The 19,302-nt window shown below is 46.6% G+C and carries 20 protein-coding genes and 1 riboswitch; of the genes, 9 read left to right on the forward strand and 11 right to left on the reverse strand.

What is annotated here, in order from left to right; all coding sequences use genetic code 11:
- The first annotated feature begins 99 nt into the window (after window positions 1–99).
- The 5 genes from Q0785_RS17985 to Q0785_RS18005 all read left to right on the forward strand — a co-directional run bounded on the left by Q0785_RS17985 (window position 100) and on the right by Q0785_RS18005 (window position 4,065).
- Window positions 100–1,332 (forward strand): aminopeptidase, encoded by a 1,233-nt coding sequence (locus Q0785_RS17985; RefSeq protein ID WP_223642813.1) that lies wholly within the window; start codon window positions 100–102, stop codon window positions 1,330–1,332.
- Between the two features lie 85 nt (window positions 1,333–1,417).
- The gene (locus Q0785_RS17990) at window positions 1,418–1,558 is read left to right on the forward strand and encodes a hypothetical protein (RefSeq protein WP_223642815.1); all 141 of its coding nucleotides are present in this window, start codon (window positions 1,418–1,420) and stop codon (window positions 1,556–1,558) included.
- 177 nt (window positions 1,559–1,735) lie between these two features.
- Window positions 1,736–2,743 (forward strand): rod-share determining protein MreBH, encoded by a 1,008-nt coding sequence (gene mreBH / locus Q0785_RS17995; RefSeq protein WP_223642817.1) that lies wholly within the window; start codon window positions 1,736–1,738, stop codon window positions 2,741–2,743.
- 88 nt (window positions 2,744–2,831) lie between these two features.
- Window positions 2,832–3,116, forward strand: coding sequence for a hypothetical protein (locus Q0785_RS18000; RefSeq protein WP_298833277.1), 285 nt, complete (start codon window positions 2,832–2,834; stop codon window positions 3,114–3,116).
- Window positions 3,117–3,498: 382 nt separating this feature from the next.
- Entirely contained in the window at window positions 3,499–4,065 is a 567-nt protein-coding gene (locus Q0785_RS18005) for a carbonic anhydrase (RefSeq protein WP_223642819.1), read from the forward strand.
- A 7-nt stretch (window positions 4,066–4,072) separates the two neighbouring features.
- Here Q0785_RS18005 and Q0785_RS18010 read toward each other — a convergent pair whose 3' ends face one another.
- The 3 genes from Q0785_RS18010 to Q0785_RS18020 all read right to left on the reverse strand — a co-directional run bounded on the left by Q0785_RS18010 (window position 4,073) and on the right by Q0785_RS18020 (window position 6,992).
- Window positions 4,073–4,555: a DinB family protein gene (locus Q0785_RS18010; protein ID WP_298833280.1), complete on the reverse strand. Its 483-nt coding sequence runs from the start codon at window positions 4,553–4,555 to the stop codon at window positions 4,073–4,075.
- An 87-nt stretch (window positions 4,556–4,642) separates the two neighbouring features.
- Window positions 4,643–5,191 carry a GNAT family protein gene (locus Q0785_RS18015; RefSeq protein WP_223642823.1) on the reverse strand — a complete coding sequence of 183 codons (549 nt, stop codon included), beginning with the start codon at window positions 5,189–5,191 and terminating at the stop codon, window positions 4,643–4,645.
- Window position 5,192: 1 nt separating this feature from the next.
- Complete coding sequence (locus Q0785_RS18020) at window positions 5,193–6,992, reverse strand: M3 family oligoendopeptidase (RefSeq protein WP_298833289.1); 1,800 nt, start codon at window positions 6,990–6,992, stop codon at window positions 5,193–5,195.
- A gap of 193 nt (window positions 6,993–7,185) precedes the next feature.
- On the opposite strand from Q0785_RS18020, the gene Q0785_RS18025 reads away from it, so the two are divergent.
- Entirely contained in the window at window positions 7,186–7,920 is a 735-nt protein-coding gene (locus Q0785_RS18025; RefSeq protein WP_298833292.1) for a TspO/MBR family protein, read from the forward strand.
- 122 nt (window positions 7,921–8,042) lie between these two features.
- On the opposite strand, the gene map is transcribed toward Q0785_RS18025, so the two are convergent.
- Together map and thiT are read right to left on the reverse strand one after the other, a co-directional pair.
- The gene (map, locus tag Q0785_RS18030; protein WP_223642829.1) at window positions 8,043–8,795 is read right to left on the reverse strand and encodes a type I methionyl aminopeptidase; all 753 of its coding nucleotides are present in this window, start codon (window positions 8,793–8,795) and stop codon (window positions 8,043–8,045) included.
- A 134-nt stretch (window positions 8,796–8,929) separates the two neighbouring features.
- Entirely contained in the window at window positions 8,930–9,505 is a 576-nt protein-coding gene (thiT, locus tag Q0785_RS18035; protein WP_298833301.1) for an energy-coupled thiamine transporter ThiT, read from the reverse strand.
- A gap of 98 nt (window positions 9,506–9,603) precedes the next feature.
- Window positions 9,604–9,701, reverse strand: a riboswitch (TPP riboswitch).
- Window positions 9,702–9,848: 147 nt separating this feature from the next.
- On the opposite strand from thiT, the gene Q0785_RS18040 reads away from it, so the two are divergent.
- Window positions 9,849–10,922, forward strand: coding sequence for a M20/M25/M40 family metallo-hydrolase (locus Q0785_RS18040; RefSeq protein ID WP_298833414.1), 1,074 nt, complete (start codon window positions 9,849–9,851; stop codon window positions 10,920–10,922).
- A gap of 66 nt (window positions 10,923–10,988) precedes the next feature.
- Window positions 10,989–11,135: a hypothetical protein gene (locus Q0785_RS18045; RefSeq protein ID WP_223642856.1), complete on the forward strand. Its 147-nt coding sequence runs from the start codon at window positions 10,989–10,991 to the stop codon at window positions 11,133–11,135.
- A gap of 109 nt (window positions 11,136–11,244) precedes the next feature.
- Here Q0785_RS18045 and Q0785_RS18050 read toward each other — a convergent pair whose 3' ends face one another.
- From Q0785_RS18050 to Q0785_RS18065, 4 genes are all read right to left on the reverse strand, one after another.
- Window positions 11,245–12,162: an SGNH/GDSL hydrolase family protein gene (locus tag Q0785_RS18050; protein ID WP_298833305.1), complete on the reverse strand. Its 918-nt coding sequence runs from the start codon at window positions 12,160–12,162 to the stop codon at window positions 11,245–11,247.
- Between the two features lie 12 nt (window positions 12,163–12,174).
- The gene (locus Q0785_RS18055; RefSeq protein WP_298833308.1) at window positions 12,175–13,404 is read right to left on the reverse strand and encodes an aminopeptidase; all 1,230 of its coding nucleotides are present in this window, start codon (window positions 13,402–13,404) and stop codon (window positions 12,175–12,177) included.
- Window positions 13,401–14,561, reverse strand: coding sequence for a DEAD/DEAH box helicase (locus tag Q0785_RS18060; protein ID WP_298833311.1), 1,161 nt, complete (start codon window positions 14,559–14,561; stop codon window positions 13,401–13,403). The genes Q0785_RS18055 and Q0785_RS18060 overlap by 4 nt, the downstream gene beginning before the upstream one ends.
- Before the next feature lie 510 nt (window positions 14,562–15,071).
- Window positions 15,072–16,541 (reverse strand): MDR family MFS transporter, encoded by a 1,470-nt coding sequence (locus Q0785_RS18065; protein ID WP_298833314.1) that lies wholly within the window; start codon window positions 16,539–16,541, stop codon window positions 15,072–15,074.
- A 173-nt stretch (window positions 16,542–16,714) separates the two neighbouring features.
- Between Q0785_RS18065 and Q0785_RS18070 the strand changes: the two genes are divergently transcribed.
- A complete protein-coding gene (locus Q0785_RS18070) occupies window positions 16,715–17,575 on the forward strand; it encodes a TetR/AcrR family transcriptional regulator (protein ID WP_298833318.1) in 861 nt (286 codons plus the stop codon).
- Between the two features lie 33 nt (window positions 17,576–17,608).
- On the opposite strand, the gene Q0785_RS18075 is transcribed toward Q0785_RS18070, so the two are convergent.
- The gene (locus Q0785_RS18075) at window positions 17,609–19,057 is read right to left on the reverse strand and encodes an amidase family protein (protein ID WP_298833321.1); all 1,449 of its coding nucleotides are present in this window, start codon (window positions 19,055–19,057) and stop codon (window positions 17,609–17,611) included.
- 44 nt (window positions 19,058–19,101) lie between these two features.
- Window positions 19,102–19,260 carry a Fur-regulated basic protein FbpA gene (gene fbpA / locus Q0785_RS18080; protein WP_298833322.1) on the reverse strand — a complete coding sequence of 53 codons (159 nt, stop codon included), beginning with the start codon at window positions 19,258–19,260 and terminating at the stop codon, window positions 19,102–19,104.
- Between the last annotated feature and the right edge of the window lie 42 nt (window positions 19,261–19,302).

The raw sequence follows: 19,302 nt of genomic DNA on the forward strand, positions 1-19,302 counted from the left end.
AAAATGCAAGTGAAAATATTATTTCGAATATCGTTATAAATGATTGCAGGGCGTGATTGAAAATTGCTACTATAAGAAGTGATGAGAGGAGAGATTTATTTGACATCTTTTAATGAGAAATTAGCCCGCTATGCGGAATTGGCCGTAAAAGTGGGGGTAAATATTCAACCCGGCCAGCAGCTTTATATCGCTGCTGCTATTGAGGCGGCACCTTTGGTTCGTTTAATTACCCAAAAGGCTTATGAATCAGGGGCCAAACAAGTCTATGTCGACTGGAATGACGACGCTGTTTCGCGCCTGCGTTTTGAATTAGCACCTGAAGATTCGTTTTCTGATTATCCAGCATGGAAAGTACAGGAACGTGAACAATTGGCTGAACAAGGCGCCGCTTTCATCAGTGTTGTGTCCCAAAGCCCGGATCTATTGTCGGGAATTGACTCGAAACGCATCGCTGCTTCACAAAAAGCGACGGGACAGGCATTGAGCAAATATCGCCAATACGTCCAATCAGATAAAATCAGCTGGACTGTCATTGCCGCGCCTTCTGAGAAATGGGCAGCTAAAGTCTTTCCGGATGTACCGGCAGACCAACAGATCGATACCTTATGGGATGCTATTTTTAAAGCAGTCCGCGCAGATCTTGATCAGCCGATTGAAGCATGGACGGAGCATGACCGTTTGCTTCACACGAAAGTCGATTACCTGAACGGCAAAAAGTATGCGAAACTGCATTACACGTCACCAAAGACTGACTTGGAAGTTGCTCTTCCTGATGGCCACTTATGGTGTGGAGCCGGATCCATCAATGAAAAAGGCGATCCTTTCATGGCCAATATGCCAACAGAAGAAGTTTTCACTGTCCCACATAAAACGGGTGTCAACGGCTATGTTTCCAGTACAAAACCACTGAGCTATGGCGGAAACATCATCGACGATTTTAAAGTGACATTCGAGAACGGGAAAATCGTTGAAGTGACAGCTGCTCAAGGTGAAGAAGTCCTAAAGCAACTTGTTGCAACAGATGAAGGTTCACATTTCCTGGGCGAAGTGGCATTGGTGCCTCACCAGTCACCGATTTCCGATTCAAACATTTTATTCTACAATACGCTGTTCGATGAAAATGCTTCAAACCATTTCGCTATCGGAAGCGCTTACGCCTTTTGTATCGAAGGCGGAAAAACCATGTCTCAGGATGAGCTATTGAAAAACGGCTTGAACCAAAGCATCACGCATGTCGACTTCATGGTAGGGTCTTCAGAAATGGACATCGACGGCGTATTGGAAGACGGCACCCGTGAACCGATTTTCCGCGGCGGCAACTGGGCATTCTAAGTATCGATAATTCGACACTTATTTTTTCCGGCAGAATCATGTATACTAAATATTGATAATTACAGTTTAGAGAGGAGTTATCATTATGTTTTATGGTGTTACTGTCGTACTCGGCTTCATGGCCGTAATTTTCATGTTTTTCTTCACGCTTCTCCATTTCCTTGGAAAAGAGCTTCACACGCACGATGCAGAGCATGTAGATCCAATGCCTGAAAAAAAATACTGAGTGATAAAAAACGGCTTCTTCACTGAAGCCGTTTTTTTCAGCTCCATAAGCCATACCAAAATTAAGTTTTTTATCCATTTACCTTGTACTTTAGGTTCCTTCGGCTCTTTCGCTTGATCTTCTATAATGTTAGAATCCAAACTAGTCAGCGTCTTTATTCATAGGAGGAATTCACGTATGTTTTCTGCAATAGATATTGGTATCGATTTAGGAACTGCAAATATATTGGTTTACACGAAATCAAAAGGCATCATTATAAACGAGCCCTCGGTGGTTGCCCTGGATGCGAAAACACGGGCTGTTCTGGCCATCGGCGACGAGGCAAAAGCGATGCTAGGCAAAGCCCCCGATTCCATCCTGGTCATCCGCCCCTTGAAGGATGGCGTCATTGCAGATTTCGATGTTACACGGGACCTGTTGAAAATTATTATGCAAAGAGCCGCAAAACAGCTCGGAAGTGCTTTTCGCAAGCCCAATGTGATGGTTTGTACGCCATCTGGAGCGACTACGGTTGAACGCCGGGCTATTCACGATGCCGTGAAGCAAAGTGGAGCCAAAACCGTCCACTTGATTGAAGAAACAGTGGCTGCCGCAATTGGAGCCGAACTGCCGATCAGTGAACCGGTCGCAAGCGTTATCGTGGATATCGGCGGCGGCACAACGGAAGTCGGCATCATCTCTTTTGGTGGAGTCGTTTCATCCAACACTGTCAAAGTTGCAGGTGACCGCATGGATGAGGACATCATTCATTACGTCCGGAAACAATATAATGTACTGATCGGCGAACGCACCGCTGAAAATATCAAAAAGGAAATTGGCTATGCCCCCGTTCCCCACGAAGCCGAGAACATGGAAATCCGCGGCCGCGACATCATGACCGGCTTGCCGAAAACCATCAACTTGAGCTCTCTTGAAACACAGGAAGCCCTAAAAGAATCCTTATCCGCTATTCTGGAATGCATCCGCGCGACTTTGGAAAATTGCCCGGCAGAACTATCCGGCGATATGGTCGACCAGGGTGTCGTCATTTCAGGAGGCGGCGCCTTACTGAAAGGCATGCAGGAATGGCTGTCGAAAGAAATCTCAGTACCCGTCCACATCGCACCTCAGCCGCTCGAGTCTGTCGCTATCGGAACAGGATTGTCCCTCGGCATGATCAAGCAGCTGGAGAAAATGTCGAGGTGATAAGAAAAGCGGAAGCGCCCATGTAGATTCGACGGGCATAAGACAGACCAGCAGTGTGGCGCTTTTTGCCACGCGGCTGGGTTGGCTTATGACACTAGAATCTGGGCGCTGGAGCTGGACAACACCGAAAAGCGGAAGTGCCCGGTTAGCTCTGACAGGCATAAGACGGACCAGCGAAGTGGCGCTTTTTGCCACACAGCTGGGCTGGCTTATGACCCGAAGAGCTGGGCACTGGAGCTGGACAACACCGAAAAGCGGAAGTGCCCGGTTAGCTCTGACAGATGTAAGACGAGCTGGCAAAGCGGCATGTTTTCAGCCGCACAGCCAGATCGGCTTACGTCCCGAAGAGCTGGGCACTGGAGCTGGACAATAAGAAAAACGCAAGCAGCCGTTAAGCCCCGACAAGCGCTGGAAGCCTGACCGGTAATGGCGTTCTTTGCCATTATTGGTCAGGCTGAAGCGACTCGAGGGGCTGGCTGCTGGAGCTGGACAATAAGAAAAGCGCAACCCCACAAGAACTGACGACAATCCGCAATAACCGGATTTGTCTTCAGTTCTTTTAATTCCTGAAATTCCACGAAAGCATCTGGGTCACCATGCCCACCCCCTGTTCTATAAAAGACAAGCGCTTATTATCTAGGAAACGATGTGGGATGACTTTTTTCCTTATTTTCTTTATTTGGCCTATTTCAATTCGTATTTTTCAGAAATTTGGATTAAACTTAAAAGGTACTAGTCGATAAGGAGGAAACAACATGGCTTTATTAGATGAAATTTTGGAGTATAACGAAGAGTTTGTGAAAGAAAAACGTTACGAGGAATTTATGACCACCAAATTTCCTGACAAAAAAGTCGTTATTTTGACATGCATGGATACGCGTCTTTTTGAGATGCTGCCAAAAGCGATGAATTTTAAAAATGGTGATATAAAAATAGTCAAAAGTGCAGGAGCTGTCATCAACCACCCGTTTGGCGGCATTATGCGGAGTTTACTTGTCGCTGTATATGAGTTAAATGCAGACGAGATCTACATTATCGGACACCATGATTGTGGGATGTCCTCCATTAAACCTCATGAAATGCTTGAGAAGATGAAAAAACGCGGTGTAGAAGAGAAGACCATTGAGATGATGGAGTATTCCGGAGTTGATCTCGAAGGCTGGCTACGCGGTTTCGATAATGTTTCGGAAAGCGTTGCACACAGTGTCAATATGGTGCGACACCACCCATTGCTAGACCCTACAGTTCCAGTCCATGGACTGGTGATCGACCCAACTACAGGCAAGCTTGATGTTGTCGTCAATGGAAACGAAAACCGCTGAGAAACTCTCAGCGGTTTTGTTTTTGATAATAGATATAATCGAGCGGTATTCCCTCTTTGCCGAACTGGCGGAGGAAAGATGTGATTTGTCCTCTATGGTAGCTTGCGTGATTGATGACGGTGAACAGCATCTCTTCACGGGACGTTGAAAAATCATCGCCTCGCATGTTCTGGTAATGGAGGACCTCCTGCCATTGCTGCTCTGATAAAGAAGCAAAATACAATTCCATTTCAGCATGCAGCAACATAAAAGCTTCAATCGCTAGTTCAGTTGTCGCTACATCAAAATGTTCAAACACTGGCTTCTTTACACCATTCATCCGAAGAAGCCACAGCTTTTCCACTCCAATGACATGCGCAATCGTCGCTTCGATGGAAGCAAATGAATTTGCGCCTTCTTTTTGGTAGATTTCTTCGCCAATCGTTTGAACATGCTCCAAGCAGGCCAGTGTCGCCCATTTATGATAAGAGAACAACTTGTCTTTATTCATATTCTACGCACCTTCCTCCGCTTTTATTCATGTTTCAAACCAGCGCTGCATTTCTTTCCACCATTTTTTATAGGTGGCCTTGCCCTTTCAAAATTCGTCTTCAACCATGGCATAGTAATAATGATCTTTCCACTCGCCATTGATGTAAAGAAACTCTTTCAGCAAACCTTCCTGACGAAAGCCGGTCTTCTCCAATACCCGGATGGATCCAACATTCTCCGGAGAGACGTAAGCCTCGATCCGATGGAGCCGAAGCTGTTCAAATCCGAATGTAATCATCAACCTTACCGCTTCTGTGGCAATGCCTTTGCCGACATAGGCCTCATCGATCGAGTAACCGACTAAAGCGCTTAAAAACGGCATGCGTTTGACGCTATAGATGGAAATGTGGCCAATCAGCTTATTGGTGTCATGTTCGAAGATTCCAACACTGTATTCGCGATTTTCTCTTGCCTGGTAAATCGATTCCCGAATTTTTTCACGCTGAACGGCTGCTGAAAAATAACTGTCCCGGTGACGCGGTTCGTACACAGACCAATAATCCCGGTTTCGCAGTAGCAACTGCACCATTTCTTCTGCATCTTCAATCGTCAAACTGCGCAGGTAACAGGTCTGTCCCTCGAAAAGCAAGTTCATATCAGGCCTCAGCAGATGTCAGCGAAATGAATTCCTTGGCATCTTGGACACATAAAGCGATTCCTTTTTCCCAGAACGCCTGTTGTGTAATATCTTCACCCAAATGCTTCATTGCCAAGTCTTCTGCTGACATCACTGCTGTATCGCGAAGCAAAGCCATGTATTTCTCTTCAAAGCCGGTTCCTTCTTCCAACGCTTTTGCATAAACGCTCAAGGAGAATAGATAGCCAAACGTATACGGGAAATTATAGAACGGCACATAGGTGATATAGAAATGCAGTTTAGATGCCCAGAAATGCGGATGCGTTGAAGCCAGCCCGCCTGCAAATCCTTCAGTTTGCGCCTGTTCCATTAATTCATTTAATCGGCTTGCTGGAACGACCCCTTTTTTGCGTTCTTCATAGAAACGGGTTTCAAAAAGGAAACGGGAATGGATATTCATAAAGAACGCGACGCTGCGCTGAACTTTATCTTCCAATAAGGCTATCTTCTCTTCTTTGGACTGCGCATTTTTCACCGCTGCATCCGCCACAATCATTTCAGCGAATGTAGATGCTGTTTCCGCTACATTCATCGCATAGGACCGGTTCAATGAATGGACTGGACGAAGGGCGTAGGTATGAAAAGCATGCCCCAGTTCGTGTGCCAGCGTGGCTACATTGGACATCGATCCGCTGTAAGTCATGAAAATACGCGACTCCTCACTTAACGGCAAGCCGGTGCAAAATCCTCCTGGGCGTTTATTCGGACGGTCTTCTGCTTCAATCCACCCTTTTTCGAATGCCTGCTGGGCGAATTGCTCTAATTCCGGACCGAATTTACCGAATTGCTGGAGGATGAATTCAGCTCCTTCCTGATAGGAAAACTGCTGCGTGCTCTCTGTCACCGGTGCATCGACGTCATACCAATCCAATCCGCCTTTCCCGAGCAGTTTGCCTTTTTGGTTTAAATAGTCGACGAAAGGCTGCTTATTTTTGCTGATTGCCCCCCACATGGCGTCCAATGTTTCCTGCTTCATCCGGTTGATATGCAGCGGTTCCTGCAGCGGGCTATCCCAACCGCGTTTTTTATAGGTTTCCAGACGGAATCCAGCTATAGAGTTCAAGGTTTTCGCAAAGAACTCTTCTTTATCTGCCCATGCCTCTTCCAACTTTTCATAGGATTCCTTACGTACTGCAGCATCTTTATGGGAGCTTAAGTTATTCGCTTGTCCAACCGACAGCACTTTCGACTCGCCGTCCACAGTGACCGTCACGCTGATTTCTCCCACCAGCATATCGTACAATTGGCTCCAGCTATGATAACCATCGATGCTTAACGCAGTGATCAGGTTTTCCTCTTTTTCAGAAAGCAGCATCTTTGCTTCTTCACGCCATTCATTCAAGACAAATGTAAATTCGCGCAAAGCCTCTTCGTTCAGCAGCTCTGCCCAAACTCCCTCTTCAGTCTTCGATAGATCCTGCTGGATTTTCTGAAAAGAGTTTTGGAAACGTGCAGAGAGTGAAGAAGCTTCGCTTTCCAAAACACCAGCTTTTTTATCCTGAGTGTTCTGGGCCATCAGACAGCCGATGAATGCACCAGACTGGCTTAAATGCCGCATCACATGACTCATTTGTTCAAGCACCTCAGCCACTTTTGGAGCATCCTCTTTTGCAGCCGGCACTTCGAACTTCTGGACAAACTCTTCAAATCCAGAAAGCTTCGTTACCGCTTCGTTCATATGCAGCCGCAATTCCTTTGATTCGCTGCCCCCTGGAAATAGCGTATCCAAATCCCATACTTCCGGATAGTTAACTGTCATGATATGGCCCCCTGGTAAACTTAATTTTCTAAAAACACTTATAAGTATATCATTTTTCCTTCCTGAACCGGAACAATATTCCACATAGGCACCCTGCACTTCACCTAATCGCCATTTTTAGGGAATTTTTTGGAAAAGGATAATTGTTGATTGAAACAGCGACAGGTATACTGAAAAGAAGGAGGGATTTCGCATGATTCGTATTTTGCTTATGACAATTGCTTTCATCGCTGTAATTGTTATGAATACTTTAGCAAACACCTTGCCGCTGAATGATCAGACCACCGGAGAAATATCTAATCGGCTTCTGGTTTTGTTTACGCCAGCCGGTTACGTATTTTCAATTTGGTCCATCATCTATATTTTATTGGCTGTTTGGATCATCGCTTTCTGGGTGCGGTTAAGAAAGGGAGAAACTCCCTCATCCAAGATTGCTTTATTTTTCATCTTAAGCTGCATTTTCAATATCACCTGGCTGCTTTTGTGGCATTATGAATTCTTCGCCTGGTCAATCATTGCAATGCTCGGCTACCTTGTGGCATTGATCGCCCTTTATCTGCAATACAGCAATTCAGAAAGAAAGATTACTGAACGGCTGCCGATTTCAGTCAATATGGGTTGGATCAGTGTCGCAACCATCGCCAATATCAGTTTTGTCCTGACTTATTATAATTGGAGCGGTTGGGGACTCAGTGACCAGCTATGGACGGTGATTATGCTGACGGTCGCCACGGCACTTGCTTTGCACATCCGTTTCCATCATGCGGACATCCCCTTTGCTTTGGTCTTCATTTGGGCGTTCATCGGAATTGCCGTAAAGCATGGGACAGATGAAATGCTGGTGACAACGGCTGCCCTTTTCCTGAGCGGCGTCATTTTGACCGGTATTCTGCTAATTAAAAAAAGAACTGCCCCGGCAGTTCAGTAAAACTGTGGGCAACCCGATTCTAAAGGGTGTCCACAGTTTTTTCTTTCCAGACTTCGATAATAAAGCAAAAAGCAAAAGGGATCCGGCATTTGCTCCGGATCCCTTGATTTTTTATACAATTCTTATTTATCCAGTTTGGTCAGCAGGATCGGCTCACCTTTTGTAACGAGCACGGTATGCTCGATTTGCGCCACCAATGACTGATCCGGTGTGATGAATGTCCAGCCATCGCCTGATTCCACAATGTGCTCGGCCTTTTGCGAGATAAACGGCTCTACAGCCAGCACCATGCCTTCTTTCAGGATGGTCGTCTCCCACGCATCGTAATAATTCAGGATGTGCTGTGGAGCTTCATGCAGCGATTTACCGATGCCATGGCCGGTCAAATTCTTGATGACGAACAAGCCCTGCTCTTTCGCTTCACGTTCCACCGCTTTGCCGATTTGGTTAAGCTTTGCACCGGCTTTGACTTTTGTCATCGCGCGATCAAATGCAGAAGCTGCAGCTTCACAGATTTTTTCCTTGTCCGCATGCCCTTCCCCTACAACAAAGGAAATGCCGGTATCGGAGAAGAAACCTTCGTATGAGCCAGAAACGTCGATATTGACGATATCGCCGTCTTGGATCACACGATCACCCGGAATGCCGTGTGCCACTTCTTCATTGACACTGATGCAGGTGAATCCAGGAAAATCATATTCTGATTTAGGTCCGGAAACACCGCCAAGCTCTTCGAACAATTTGCCGCCCAATTCGTCAATTTCCTTCGTGGTGACTCCAGCTTTAGTAGCTGCCTTCATCGCTTCACGAATTTCAGCCACCATTTGGCCGGCTTTTTTCAACATTTCAATATCTTTTTCATTAGTTGCTATCATCAATGACCCTTCTTTCAAGCTTTTCTATTCAAGAATTATACCACAAAATTAAATCAGAGGCTCCTGACCCGTTTCAACAAATCCAGGAAAATCGTCATAAAAAAGAAGGCTGCCCGAAGACAGCCTTCCATACTTCAAGCTTCAGCATCCACCAGCCTCGGAGCTGCTGCAAAAAGCGCAGCACAGACAAAGGCGGCAAGCAAAAATACCGGGATCATATACGTTGCATTATAGACCACCGAGTAGATGACCACATTGCCTTCAGCAAACATGCCGAAGAACAGGATGCCGGTAATGACATGGACGAGGTAGCGCAGCGCAGAAGCAAGCAATACACCGGCAACTACAGCCGTCAGCATCTTCCCTGTCTGCTTGGCATGTGCATGCTGCAGATACTTCCCACGCATGACACCCGCCAGCCCCACCACTCCATAGGCGAGAAGATAATCCAATATGACCTGCATGACGACGAATCCGAAAGACAAGGGCGCCACAGAGATAAACCCTGAGACAATCTGCAGCAGACCGACCAGAAATCCAGTCAGTACTCCCGCACCGACGCCTCTTCTGAAAGCGATCAATACGATTGGAATCATCACCAGGCTGACTGAACCGCCTTGTGGCATCCGGAAAGAAACGAAATCCAACACAAATCCAAGAGCTGCGAAAATGGCAATCTCCATCATTAACAATACTTTTTTATTTCTCATGACTTCCTCCTTTAATGTGTTATGCACATCACCAGAAGGGCCGTGAATAAAACCATATTAAAAACGGCGTCAGGACAGAGCCTGTCGCCGTTGTAAGGGCCGGTTTCCATCCACATCCCTGCGCAAGTGTTAACTTACAGGTTCAAAGGGTAAGAACAAATGTTCACTCTCAGCAAAAGCTCCCCTTGTGGTGTATACAGATATTTAGCATTCACCTGTATTGTACACAAGGGTTTCATTTTGTGCAAGACTGTTTTAAGATGGCCTGATAGGGTAAAGAAATACATGATGAAGATAGTTGAAAGGTGGTGAAGGCAGCCGGGATTCTGGGCTTGCCGAAAATATGATTGAATTGTTGAAGGAACTGATTAAAATTCAAAGCGATACTAAAGATGGAGCCAATGAAGCTCTTCTTTTTTGTGCAGATTGGCTGAAATCCAAAGGAGAAACCGTTACTGTCCATGACAATAATGGTTATCTGATGCTGACTGCCGCTAAAGGGCAAGGCACCGAGACCATCGTTTGGAATGGCCACGTCGACGTCGTTCCTGGCCATAAAGAACAGTTTGTCCCAGTCGAAGAGCAGGACCGCATCTATGGCCGCGGCGCCGCTGACATGAAAGCCGGAGTTGCCGCGATGATGCAGGCCTTTATCGAGCTGGACAGTTCCGGCCTAGAGCGCACGGTGCAGCTGCATATTGTAACTGACGAAGAGATTGGCGGCCGAAACACTTCCAAGTGGCTGGTCGAACAAGGCTTCCATGGTGACTTCGTCATTTGCGGTGAACCTACGGGATTGAAAGTTGGCCTGCAATCCAAAGGTATCCTGCGGATGGATATGACGTTCAAAGGCAAACCGGCCCACGGGAGCCGTCCTTGGGAAGGCATCAACGCCATTGAATCTGCGATGAAATTCCACATGGCAATCTCTGAGCTTCCTTTCAGAAAAGAATCAACGGAATATTACGAGCAGCCTTCCGTCAATTTGCCGATCATCAAAGCAGGAGACCGTTACAATGTGGTTCCTGAAACGTGCGAAATGTCTTATGATATCCGCTTTATGCCCGGACAAGACAAAGACGAGATCGTTCGCCAATTGGCAGACTTGGCTGAAACCTTGGATCTCGATATGGACTATAGAGCATCAGGATCTACCCCAGCCCTGACAACAACAAAAGAAAACCCCTATATCCAAAGCCTGCAAAAGGCGATTCTGGATACTACGGATCAGGAACCTGTTTTATTCGGTCAGCATGGAGCTGCAGATACGCGTTATTATGCAGCGGTGACCGGCGGTGAAGGGGCGATAGAATTCGGTCCAAGCGGCGATGATTGGCATGGTAATGCTGAATACGTAACGATTTCAAGCGTCCATGCGTACAAGGATATCCTCTTGGCTCATGCCCAATCTGCTTAAATAGGTTTGCATTCTGCAAAATTCGGGAAAATAACAATAACTAACCCCATGAATGGAGAGATTTAAATGGCAATTGGAAGACTAGTGAAATCTGCGATAAAATACGGTCCCATCGCTTACCCGATCATCCGTAAAGTATTAAATAAAAGAAAACAAGGAAAAGCTGGACAACCAGCTTCCAAACAATCTACATCGCGTGATAAAAAACGCTAAACCAAAAAACGTTCCGGCATAAAATATGCCGGAACGTTTTTTTAGTTTTATAGAGAATCGGAAGTCAGCCCCTCGAGTCGCTTCAGCCTTACCGGATGCTTCCGCTTTTCTAGATATAAGGCATCGCTTCGCGCAATGCAAAGTAACCGGTTGGGCTGTGATTGGAAGGGCGCTGTGCTGTTTCTTCCGAATCACTAGCCTCTTGGTCTTGGCCATCTTGCTCTTCTTGATCCTGTGCTTCCATTATCTGCTCGAAAGACAATGGATTCGGCGGTGGCAATTCCAAGTCTTCGACTGTCCAAGCTGCCTGGTATTCATCGAAGAACGCATTTGCCATCGCCTGGTAGCCGACTGCATTCGGATGGACATCGGCTGGATTCGGAACTTTATCTACGGCATTTTCACCAAATGGCTTGTCCACCGAAACAAAAACGGCTCCTGCCTTTTCAGCAGACTCCTGGAGAATTTGATTGAGACGGTCAAGCTGTTTGGCCGTTCCGTTCTTTTGACTGTCACGTACATGCGGATAGGCAAAATAATAACCCATTACATAAACCGCTGCGTCCGGAGATTGCTCCATAAGCTCAGCCAAAATCAGCTCCATGTTCTTGCGTGCATCATTGAGTGCAAAATCCGCCTGCACCTGCTGGAACGTCAGCGATCCCTGTACAGGATCATTCTGTACCAGACGCAGCAGATCATTCGCACCTGCCGATACGGTAATAAGATTGGCCGATGCCAGCACTTCCTTCGCCTCATCGGTTTGGATGCTGTCTAACACATCAGCCGTTGTAAAACCGGGAAATGCCAGGTTTTTTGAATAGAATGCGACAGGTTGGTTTCGTGACAGCTCTTGGGCAATCAAATCTGCATAGCCCGTATCTATTTGGCGTTCGGGTGTCTGCCCAGCTGCCAACGAATCACCGATGGCTACATAAGCTGCTGGTAGTTTAATCTCTGCCTGCGCATTAGCCGATCCGCTGAACAGGAAAAGTCCGGCCATGGCCGCAATCCAAAACTTTTTCATTTCACTCACCTCTTAGAATGCCCAGTTTCCATTTCGGAAGATAGGCTCTTTTGAACCATCTGCAGTGATGCCATCAATATCCATTCCGTCACTGCCGATCATGAAATCTTCATGGACAATGGACGTATTCAAGCCAATGGCTGCCAATTGATTGCGCTCCAAATCACGTGCCCCTTCATAACAGGTCGGATAAGAATCGCCGATCGCTAAATGGTTTGAAGCATTTTCATCAAACAAAGTATTGTAGAACAGGATGTTCGAATCGGAAATCGGTGAATGGTACGGCACCAATGCCACTTCTCCCAAATAAGCCGCACCTTCATCAGCATTGATCATTTCGTCAAGAAGTTCTTGCCCTACTTCCGCTTTGGCAGAAACAATTTTGCCTTTTTCAAAAGTCAGTGTGAAACCGTCGATGACATTGCCCTGGTAAACAAGGGGCTTTGTATTGCGGACCGTTCCATCCACTCCATGCTTCAAAGGAACCGTATAAACTTCCTCTGTCGGCATATTGGCGATGAACGGATTGCCTTGAGGCGTTTTTGAAGCGCCTGACATCCAGATATGTTTGTCGGGAAGTTCGATTGTCAGCTCTGTACCAGGTGCGCTGTATTGCAGTTTCACGTATCGTTTATCATTCAACTGGGAAGCGCGCTGTTCCAACAAAGCAATGTGGTTTTTCCAAGCTTCCACGGCATCGCCTTCACCGATGCGAACCGTTTTGAAGATGGCCTGCCATAAGGCATCCACTTGTTTTTCAGCCGGTAGGTCAGGAAATACTTTTTGCGCCCATTTTGGTGACGGCATCGCGACGATCGACCAAGCCACTTTGTCTGTTCCGACCGCCTGTCGATAACGCTCTAATGCTTTCCCAGCAGATTTTTGCGAATCAGCCAGACGTTTCGCGGGAATTCCCGTCAAAAGATCCGGATCTTCTGCATCAATCCACAAGAAAGAACCGCCTGTATTGATCACTTCATCGCGCTGGACGACGGACCATTCAGGATATTCCGCAAAAGCTTCATCAGGTGCCAGTTCAAAATGTGTCCGCGTCAACACGGGATCCTCATAATTGACCTGCACCCGCTTAGCGCCTGCTTCGTAAGCTTTTTTAACAACAATTCGTGTGAATTCAAGTGTATCAATTGTCGTATTGATAACAATAAACTGTCCTTTTTGAACATTTAAGCCTACATGGACCGTCAAATCGGCATATTGTTCGAGCTTCTGCTGAAAATTCATCGTTTATTCCCCTTTGCAGCGATGGTTTTACTGGAACCTTCAATCAGTTTCCCGCCATGGATCACTTTTTGGACAGGTTTAGACGGCAATTCCTTAGTGAATTTCTTATAATGCCGTTCATCGGAATAGGCCAGCAAGGTCAACACTTCACCATCCGCTCCTGCTCTTCCGGTTCTTCCTGAACGATGCAGGTACTGCTCAACCGTTTGCGGAACATCCACATGGATTACATGCGTCACTAAGTCGATATCCAGTCCGCGTGCTGCCACTTCTGTCGCTATCAATATGGCGACTTCCCCTTTTCGGAAAGCATCCAAAGCTTTTTTACGTTCATCTTTCTTCATTTCAGAATGCAGGGTCACGATTTTCGCATCACGGAACTTCAGTTTATTTTCCTTCATCAGCAATTGATCCAGGTTATTGACGAACGCCAACCCTTTCATACCCGGAATATGCGAAAGGCTGCGCAACATTTCGGTCTTGTCGCGCTCATCCACTTTAATGAACGAATGCGTCACTTTCCCGAACATCGGCAGATCTTCTGCAGTTACTTGAAGACGTGTCGGATGCTGCATCAAACGTTCTGCCACCAGCTCTATTTCTTCAGTGATAGTTGCAGATACCAGCACCAATTGACGTTCATGCTGGGTTTTTTCAATCAAATCCTTCATGATGCCACGGTGTTCGCGCGCCATCAACTGATCGCCTTCATCCAACACCAAAATCCGGATTTCATGCATTTTCAGCTTTTTGGTTTTCACCAACTCATTTAGACGTCCTGGCGTCCCCACCACAATCGTCGGCTTTTTCTTCAATTTCTCCAATTGGCGCTGGATATTTGCTCCGCCAATCAATTGAGTGACTGATACGTCTGTTCCTTCTGTCCACTCACGCAGTACATTGACGATCTGCATCGACAATTCCTGCGACGGCGCTACAATCATTGCCTGGATTGCTTGTTTCTCGGGGTTGACCCGCTCTAATATCGGAAGTACATAAGCCAAAGTCTTACCGGAACCTGTTGGAGATTCTGCAACGATATCATTGCCCGCCAACATCTCCGGAATCATCTGCTCCTGGATCGGCATTGCCGTTTCAAATCCAGCCTTCTCCCATTTTTCCTGCCATATCGGACTCAATTCATTTATAAAAGTCATTTGCGATTCCACCTTCTTTTCAATGCTATAAGTGTATCATATTTGGTGTTTTGACGCCTTGATGAAACAAGAAAAGCGCAAGCGCCCGTGTAGCTCTGCCGGGCATAAGACAGACCGGCGAAGCGGCATATTTTCAGCCGCACAGCTGGGCTGGCTTATGACCCAAAGAGCTGGGCGCTGGAGTCTGGACATAGAAAAGCGCAAGCAGCCGTTAAGCCCCGACCAGCGCTGGAAGCCTTGCCGGTAATGGCGTTCTTCAGCCATTGCTGGAAAGGCTGAAGCGACTCGAGGGGCTGGCTGCTGGAGCTGGACAATAAAGATAAGCGCAAGCGCCCGTGTAGATTCGACGGGCATAAGACGCGCTGGCGAAGTGGCGTTTTTCAGCCACATAGCCAGAGTGGCTTATGACCCTAGAATCTGGGCGCCGGAGCTGGACAATAAAGAAAAGCCCAAACGCCCAATGCCTTAAAAACCAAAAAGCCAGACCCATAAATGGCCTGGCTTCATGAATCATTCAGTTACTTCTTTTTGTTTATAGACAATCTCTTTTTCCGCTTCAGTGACCGGACGCACAGGTTTTTTAATGAAGAACGCTAAAATCAGCGACACTAGGGCGATAAAAGTCGATACGAAAAATGAAAAGTTGATGCCATCAAGCATCGCCAAATTCATGATGCTCTCAGGAGAAGTCCCACTTGCCGCTAGTTCTTTCGCTGCCGACTCAGTGCGCGTATTCATGATGGTGATCAGGAAAGCAGAGCCGACAGCACCCGCTACTTGCTGCAACGTATTATTGATGGCTGTTCCGTGCGGATAAGATTTCACCGGCAAGGTGTTGAGGCCGTTCGTCATAACCGGCATCATCACCATTGAAATACCAAGCATTCGCAGAGTATAGATCAACATGATATTGATATAGCTGGAATCCAAGCTCAATTGACTGAATAGATATGTTGTGAAAACGACGATTGCCAATCCAGGAATCGCCAGCACTTTTGCACCGAATCGGTCGAAAAGCCGTCCGGTGACCGGCGACATGAAGCCCATCACTAAAGCACCCGGCAACATCAACAAACCGGAGTCGATCGGTGAAATGCCTTTGATGGTCTGGATGTAGATCGGCATCAGGATCATCGCTGAAAACATGGACATGGATAAAGCGATTGAAATAGCAGATGACAAAGCGAACATCGGATATTTATAGATTCTGATTTCAAGTAAAGGTTCATCCAATTTCAATTGGCGCAAACCGAAGGCAATCAGCGAAACTATGCCGATCGCAATCGTCACTATTACAATCGGATCGCTCCAGCCCATCGTTCCCGCTGAACTGAACCCGTATAAAACACCTCCGAAACCTAAACTTGAAAGGGCCAACGAAGCCTTATCAAGCGAAATTTCACGGTTCTGGAATGTCAGGTTCTTCAATTTGAATATTCCTAAAGCCAGCGGAATCAAGGCCACCGGCAGGACGATCCAGAAAAGTACGCGCCATGAGTAATTCTCGACGATGAATCCTGAAAGTGTCGGTCCGATTGCAGGTGCAACGACCATGACCAGTCCAAACACACCCATTGCCGATCCACGCTTTTCAACAGGAAACGCTGCAAGCATCACATTCATCAGCAAAGGCATCATCAAAGCTGCACCGGAAGCTTGAATCATTCTTCCGATCAATAAAACACTGAATACCGGTGCCACTGCAGCAAGCAATGTACCAAGGGCAAATAACGACATGGCCACAATGAAAATCGACCGGTTTGAATAGCGCTGGATGAAATAAGCACTGGCCGGGATCAAAATTCCGTTGACCAGCATGTAACCAGTGACCAGCCATTGTGCTGTAGAGGCCGCGATATCGAGGTCGATCATTATTTCAGGTAAGGCTATATTCAATAAAGTCTGGTTAAAAATTGCTACGAACGCACCTGTAAAGAGAATGGCGATTATGCCATAAGGCGTTTTTTTCTGTTCTTTCATCTTATGTTTCCTCCGTACTTACTGCTCTGTATTTTTTTCTATTTCTCCATTGCATTATTCTATACCGACTGTATATTTTTTTCAAGTATTTTGTCACTCGTTTATTAAAACATTGATTTAAAAGCGTTTTCAGGTTATTATAAAAATAGACTAACGGTATAAAGGTGAGGTAAATGAATCCCAAAAAACAACAGATCCTAAATGCGGCCTATGAACTTTTCATCAACAAAGGCTATAACTCCTCTTCTATACAGGACATCCTGGATGAAGCCAGTGTATCCAAAGGGACTTTCTATAACTATTTTGGATCCAAAGCAGAATGCCTTATGGCCATCATGGAATCCATCGGCAGCGAAATCCGCCAACGGCGAATGGCAGCGGCAGTCGGCATGCCCCCCCATAATCCAGAAGTTCTGGCAGAACAATTGTATATTCGAATTAAGCTGAACCTAGAAAAAAACTTGTTTTCTCTTTACGAAAGCATCTTCTACTCACAGGAGCCGGAATTGAAAGCATTCTCCATCAAACAATATTCCTCGGAAATGGAATGGATTTCTTCGCGGATTGTGGATGTTTTCGGCAAGGAAGCAGCACCTTATGCTCTGGAAAATGCGGCTTTTGTACATGGCTACGTTCAGCAGCTGATTCACTTATGGCGCCTCCTTTCCACAGAGGAAGTGCCGGCAGAAAAACTCTCTTCTTTCGTTATTCGACGTTTGCAGGCGACCATCGCTCTTCAGATAGCGGCAAAAGATACCTTTATCGGTAATTTGAAATTGCCATTCGCCACCCCCACCGACGAATTCAGCCCGGCAGAACTTTCAACACTGCTCGAAACTTATGCAAAAAAATTAAAAAACCACAAAAATACGCAGCAATTGGTGCATTTCCTTTCAACGGAACTGGCCGCAGAAAGTCCGCGAAAAGCCTTAGTTGAAAGTGTTCTCACTTCATTGGCACATGACGATTTGATCGAATCTGAACTGTCGATCCTGATTGAGCATGTGTGGAAGCATTTAAGCGAGATCACATAAAAAAGAGCGAAGCCTTGTCGGCTTCGCTCTTTTTTATGGTTTGCGCCGTCCATTTACGGCTTGTTCAAATGCATAAGCATATTCAATCAAAGCCGGCTCACTGAATGCTTGGCCGGCGAACGTGATGCCGAATGGTTCTTTTGATTCGCTATAGCCAAAAGGTACCGTAATCGAAGGAAATCCAGCGGCCGCACCGATATTACAGCCGAAATCCTGGGGTAGCACCAACGCATCCACGCCGATATTTTCCAGCACTTCTTTCATGCCGCGTTCTGCTGCCAAAAAGCGGTTGCGTTCCAGTGCTTCCACGTACTCCCGCTCTGTCAGCATGCCTGTCATCCCATTGGCTTGTTCGAGCAGGTTTTGTCCGAACTTCAGCATCTTCTCAGGGTGCTCGTTATTAAACGCGATGACATCGTCCAATGAACGAATCGGTTGATCGGGATTTGATTTTGCCAGGTAAGCATTGAGATTCGCTTTAAACTCATGCAACAGCACCGCAAATCCCAAATCCTCCTGATGGACGCCTAAATCGACGTCATCGATGAGTTCGGCACCACAAGCTCGAAGTGCATCCAGCGCTTTTTCGAAAAGAGCTGCCTGCTCGTCCCTGATTTCCTTGAACAGCCCTCTGGCTATACCAAGCTTGACGCCTTGAAGGCCATCCGTCTTGAAGTGGCTGCTCCAATCATAGTTCTCAAATGGCGCTGCAAAAGCGGTACTGACGTCTTTCGGGTCGACGCCGATGATGGCTTGAAGAAGTGCCACAGCATCAGCAACCGTCCGCGCCAAAGGCCCTGGAACATCCTGTGTATGCGACAGCGGAATAATACCGGTCCGGCTTGCCAGGCCGACCGTGGGCTTAATGCCGACTAAACTGTTTTGGGCAGCCGGATTGATGATGGATCCCGATGTCTCTGTCCCAATCGCTCCCGCTGCCAGATTCGAGGCGATGGCTGCAGCAGAACCTGAACTTGAACCGCCGACATCAAAGTCGCCATATGGATTTTTCACTTGTCCACCTCTTGAGCTGTAGCCGTTGGTCATTTTATCCGACATGAAGTTGGCCCATTCCGTCATATTGGTTTTGCCAAGAATCACCGCACCTGCCTGCCGCAGTTTTTCCACCACTTTGGCATCCCGCAGGGCATAATGGTCTTTCAGCGCAAGCGACCCAGCACTGGTATGCATCTTGTCGCCAGTGTCCATATTGTCCTTGACCAGGATCGGAATGCCATGCAGCACAGAACGCGGCCCGGTTTGGCGGCGTTCAAAATCAAGCGACTGCGCTGTCAGCAATGCATCCGGATTCATTTCAAGAACTGCTTGTGTATTTTTATCGCGCAAAGAAATGTTTTCTTTGTACATCAGAACCAGTTCTTCAGAAGTCAGCCGGCCTTCAGCCATCTCTTCCTGCATTTCAGCAATCGTCAATTCATCCAGCCGTTCCCGGCGGTACTCTTCTAAACTATTATTGTGCATTGATTTTCCTCCTATTCCATATAAACCATTGAAAAAAGCCGGAATCAGCCGGCTTGGTTAGTTTCTGTATAGGTTTTCATCAACTCATAAAATGAAGTTTCATATAATTGCCGTCCATTTATCTTAAAGACATTTTGTTCAACTAATCCTTGAATGATGATTTCACGTTTGTCAGTGAATTTCGACTCGGGTATCTGTTCCATTTTCCTCGTTCTCTCCTTCTGGAAGTATTCCCTTATCTTTAC

This window comes from uncultured Planococcus sp., from assembly GCF_947501725.1.
In the GTDB taxonomy this organism is placed as follows: Bacteria; Bacillota; Bacilli; order Bacillales_A; family Planococcaceae; genus Planococcus; species Planococcus donghaensis_C.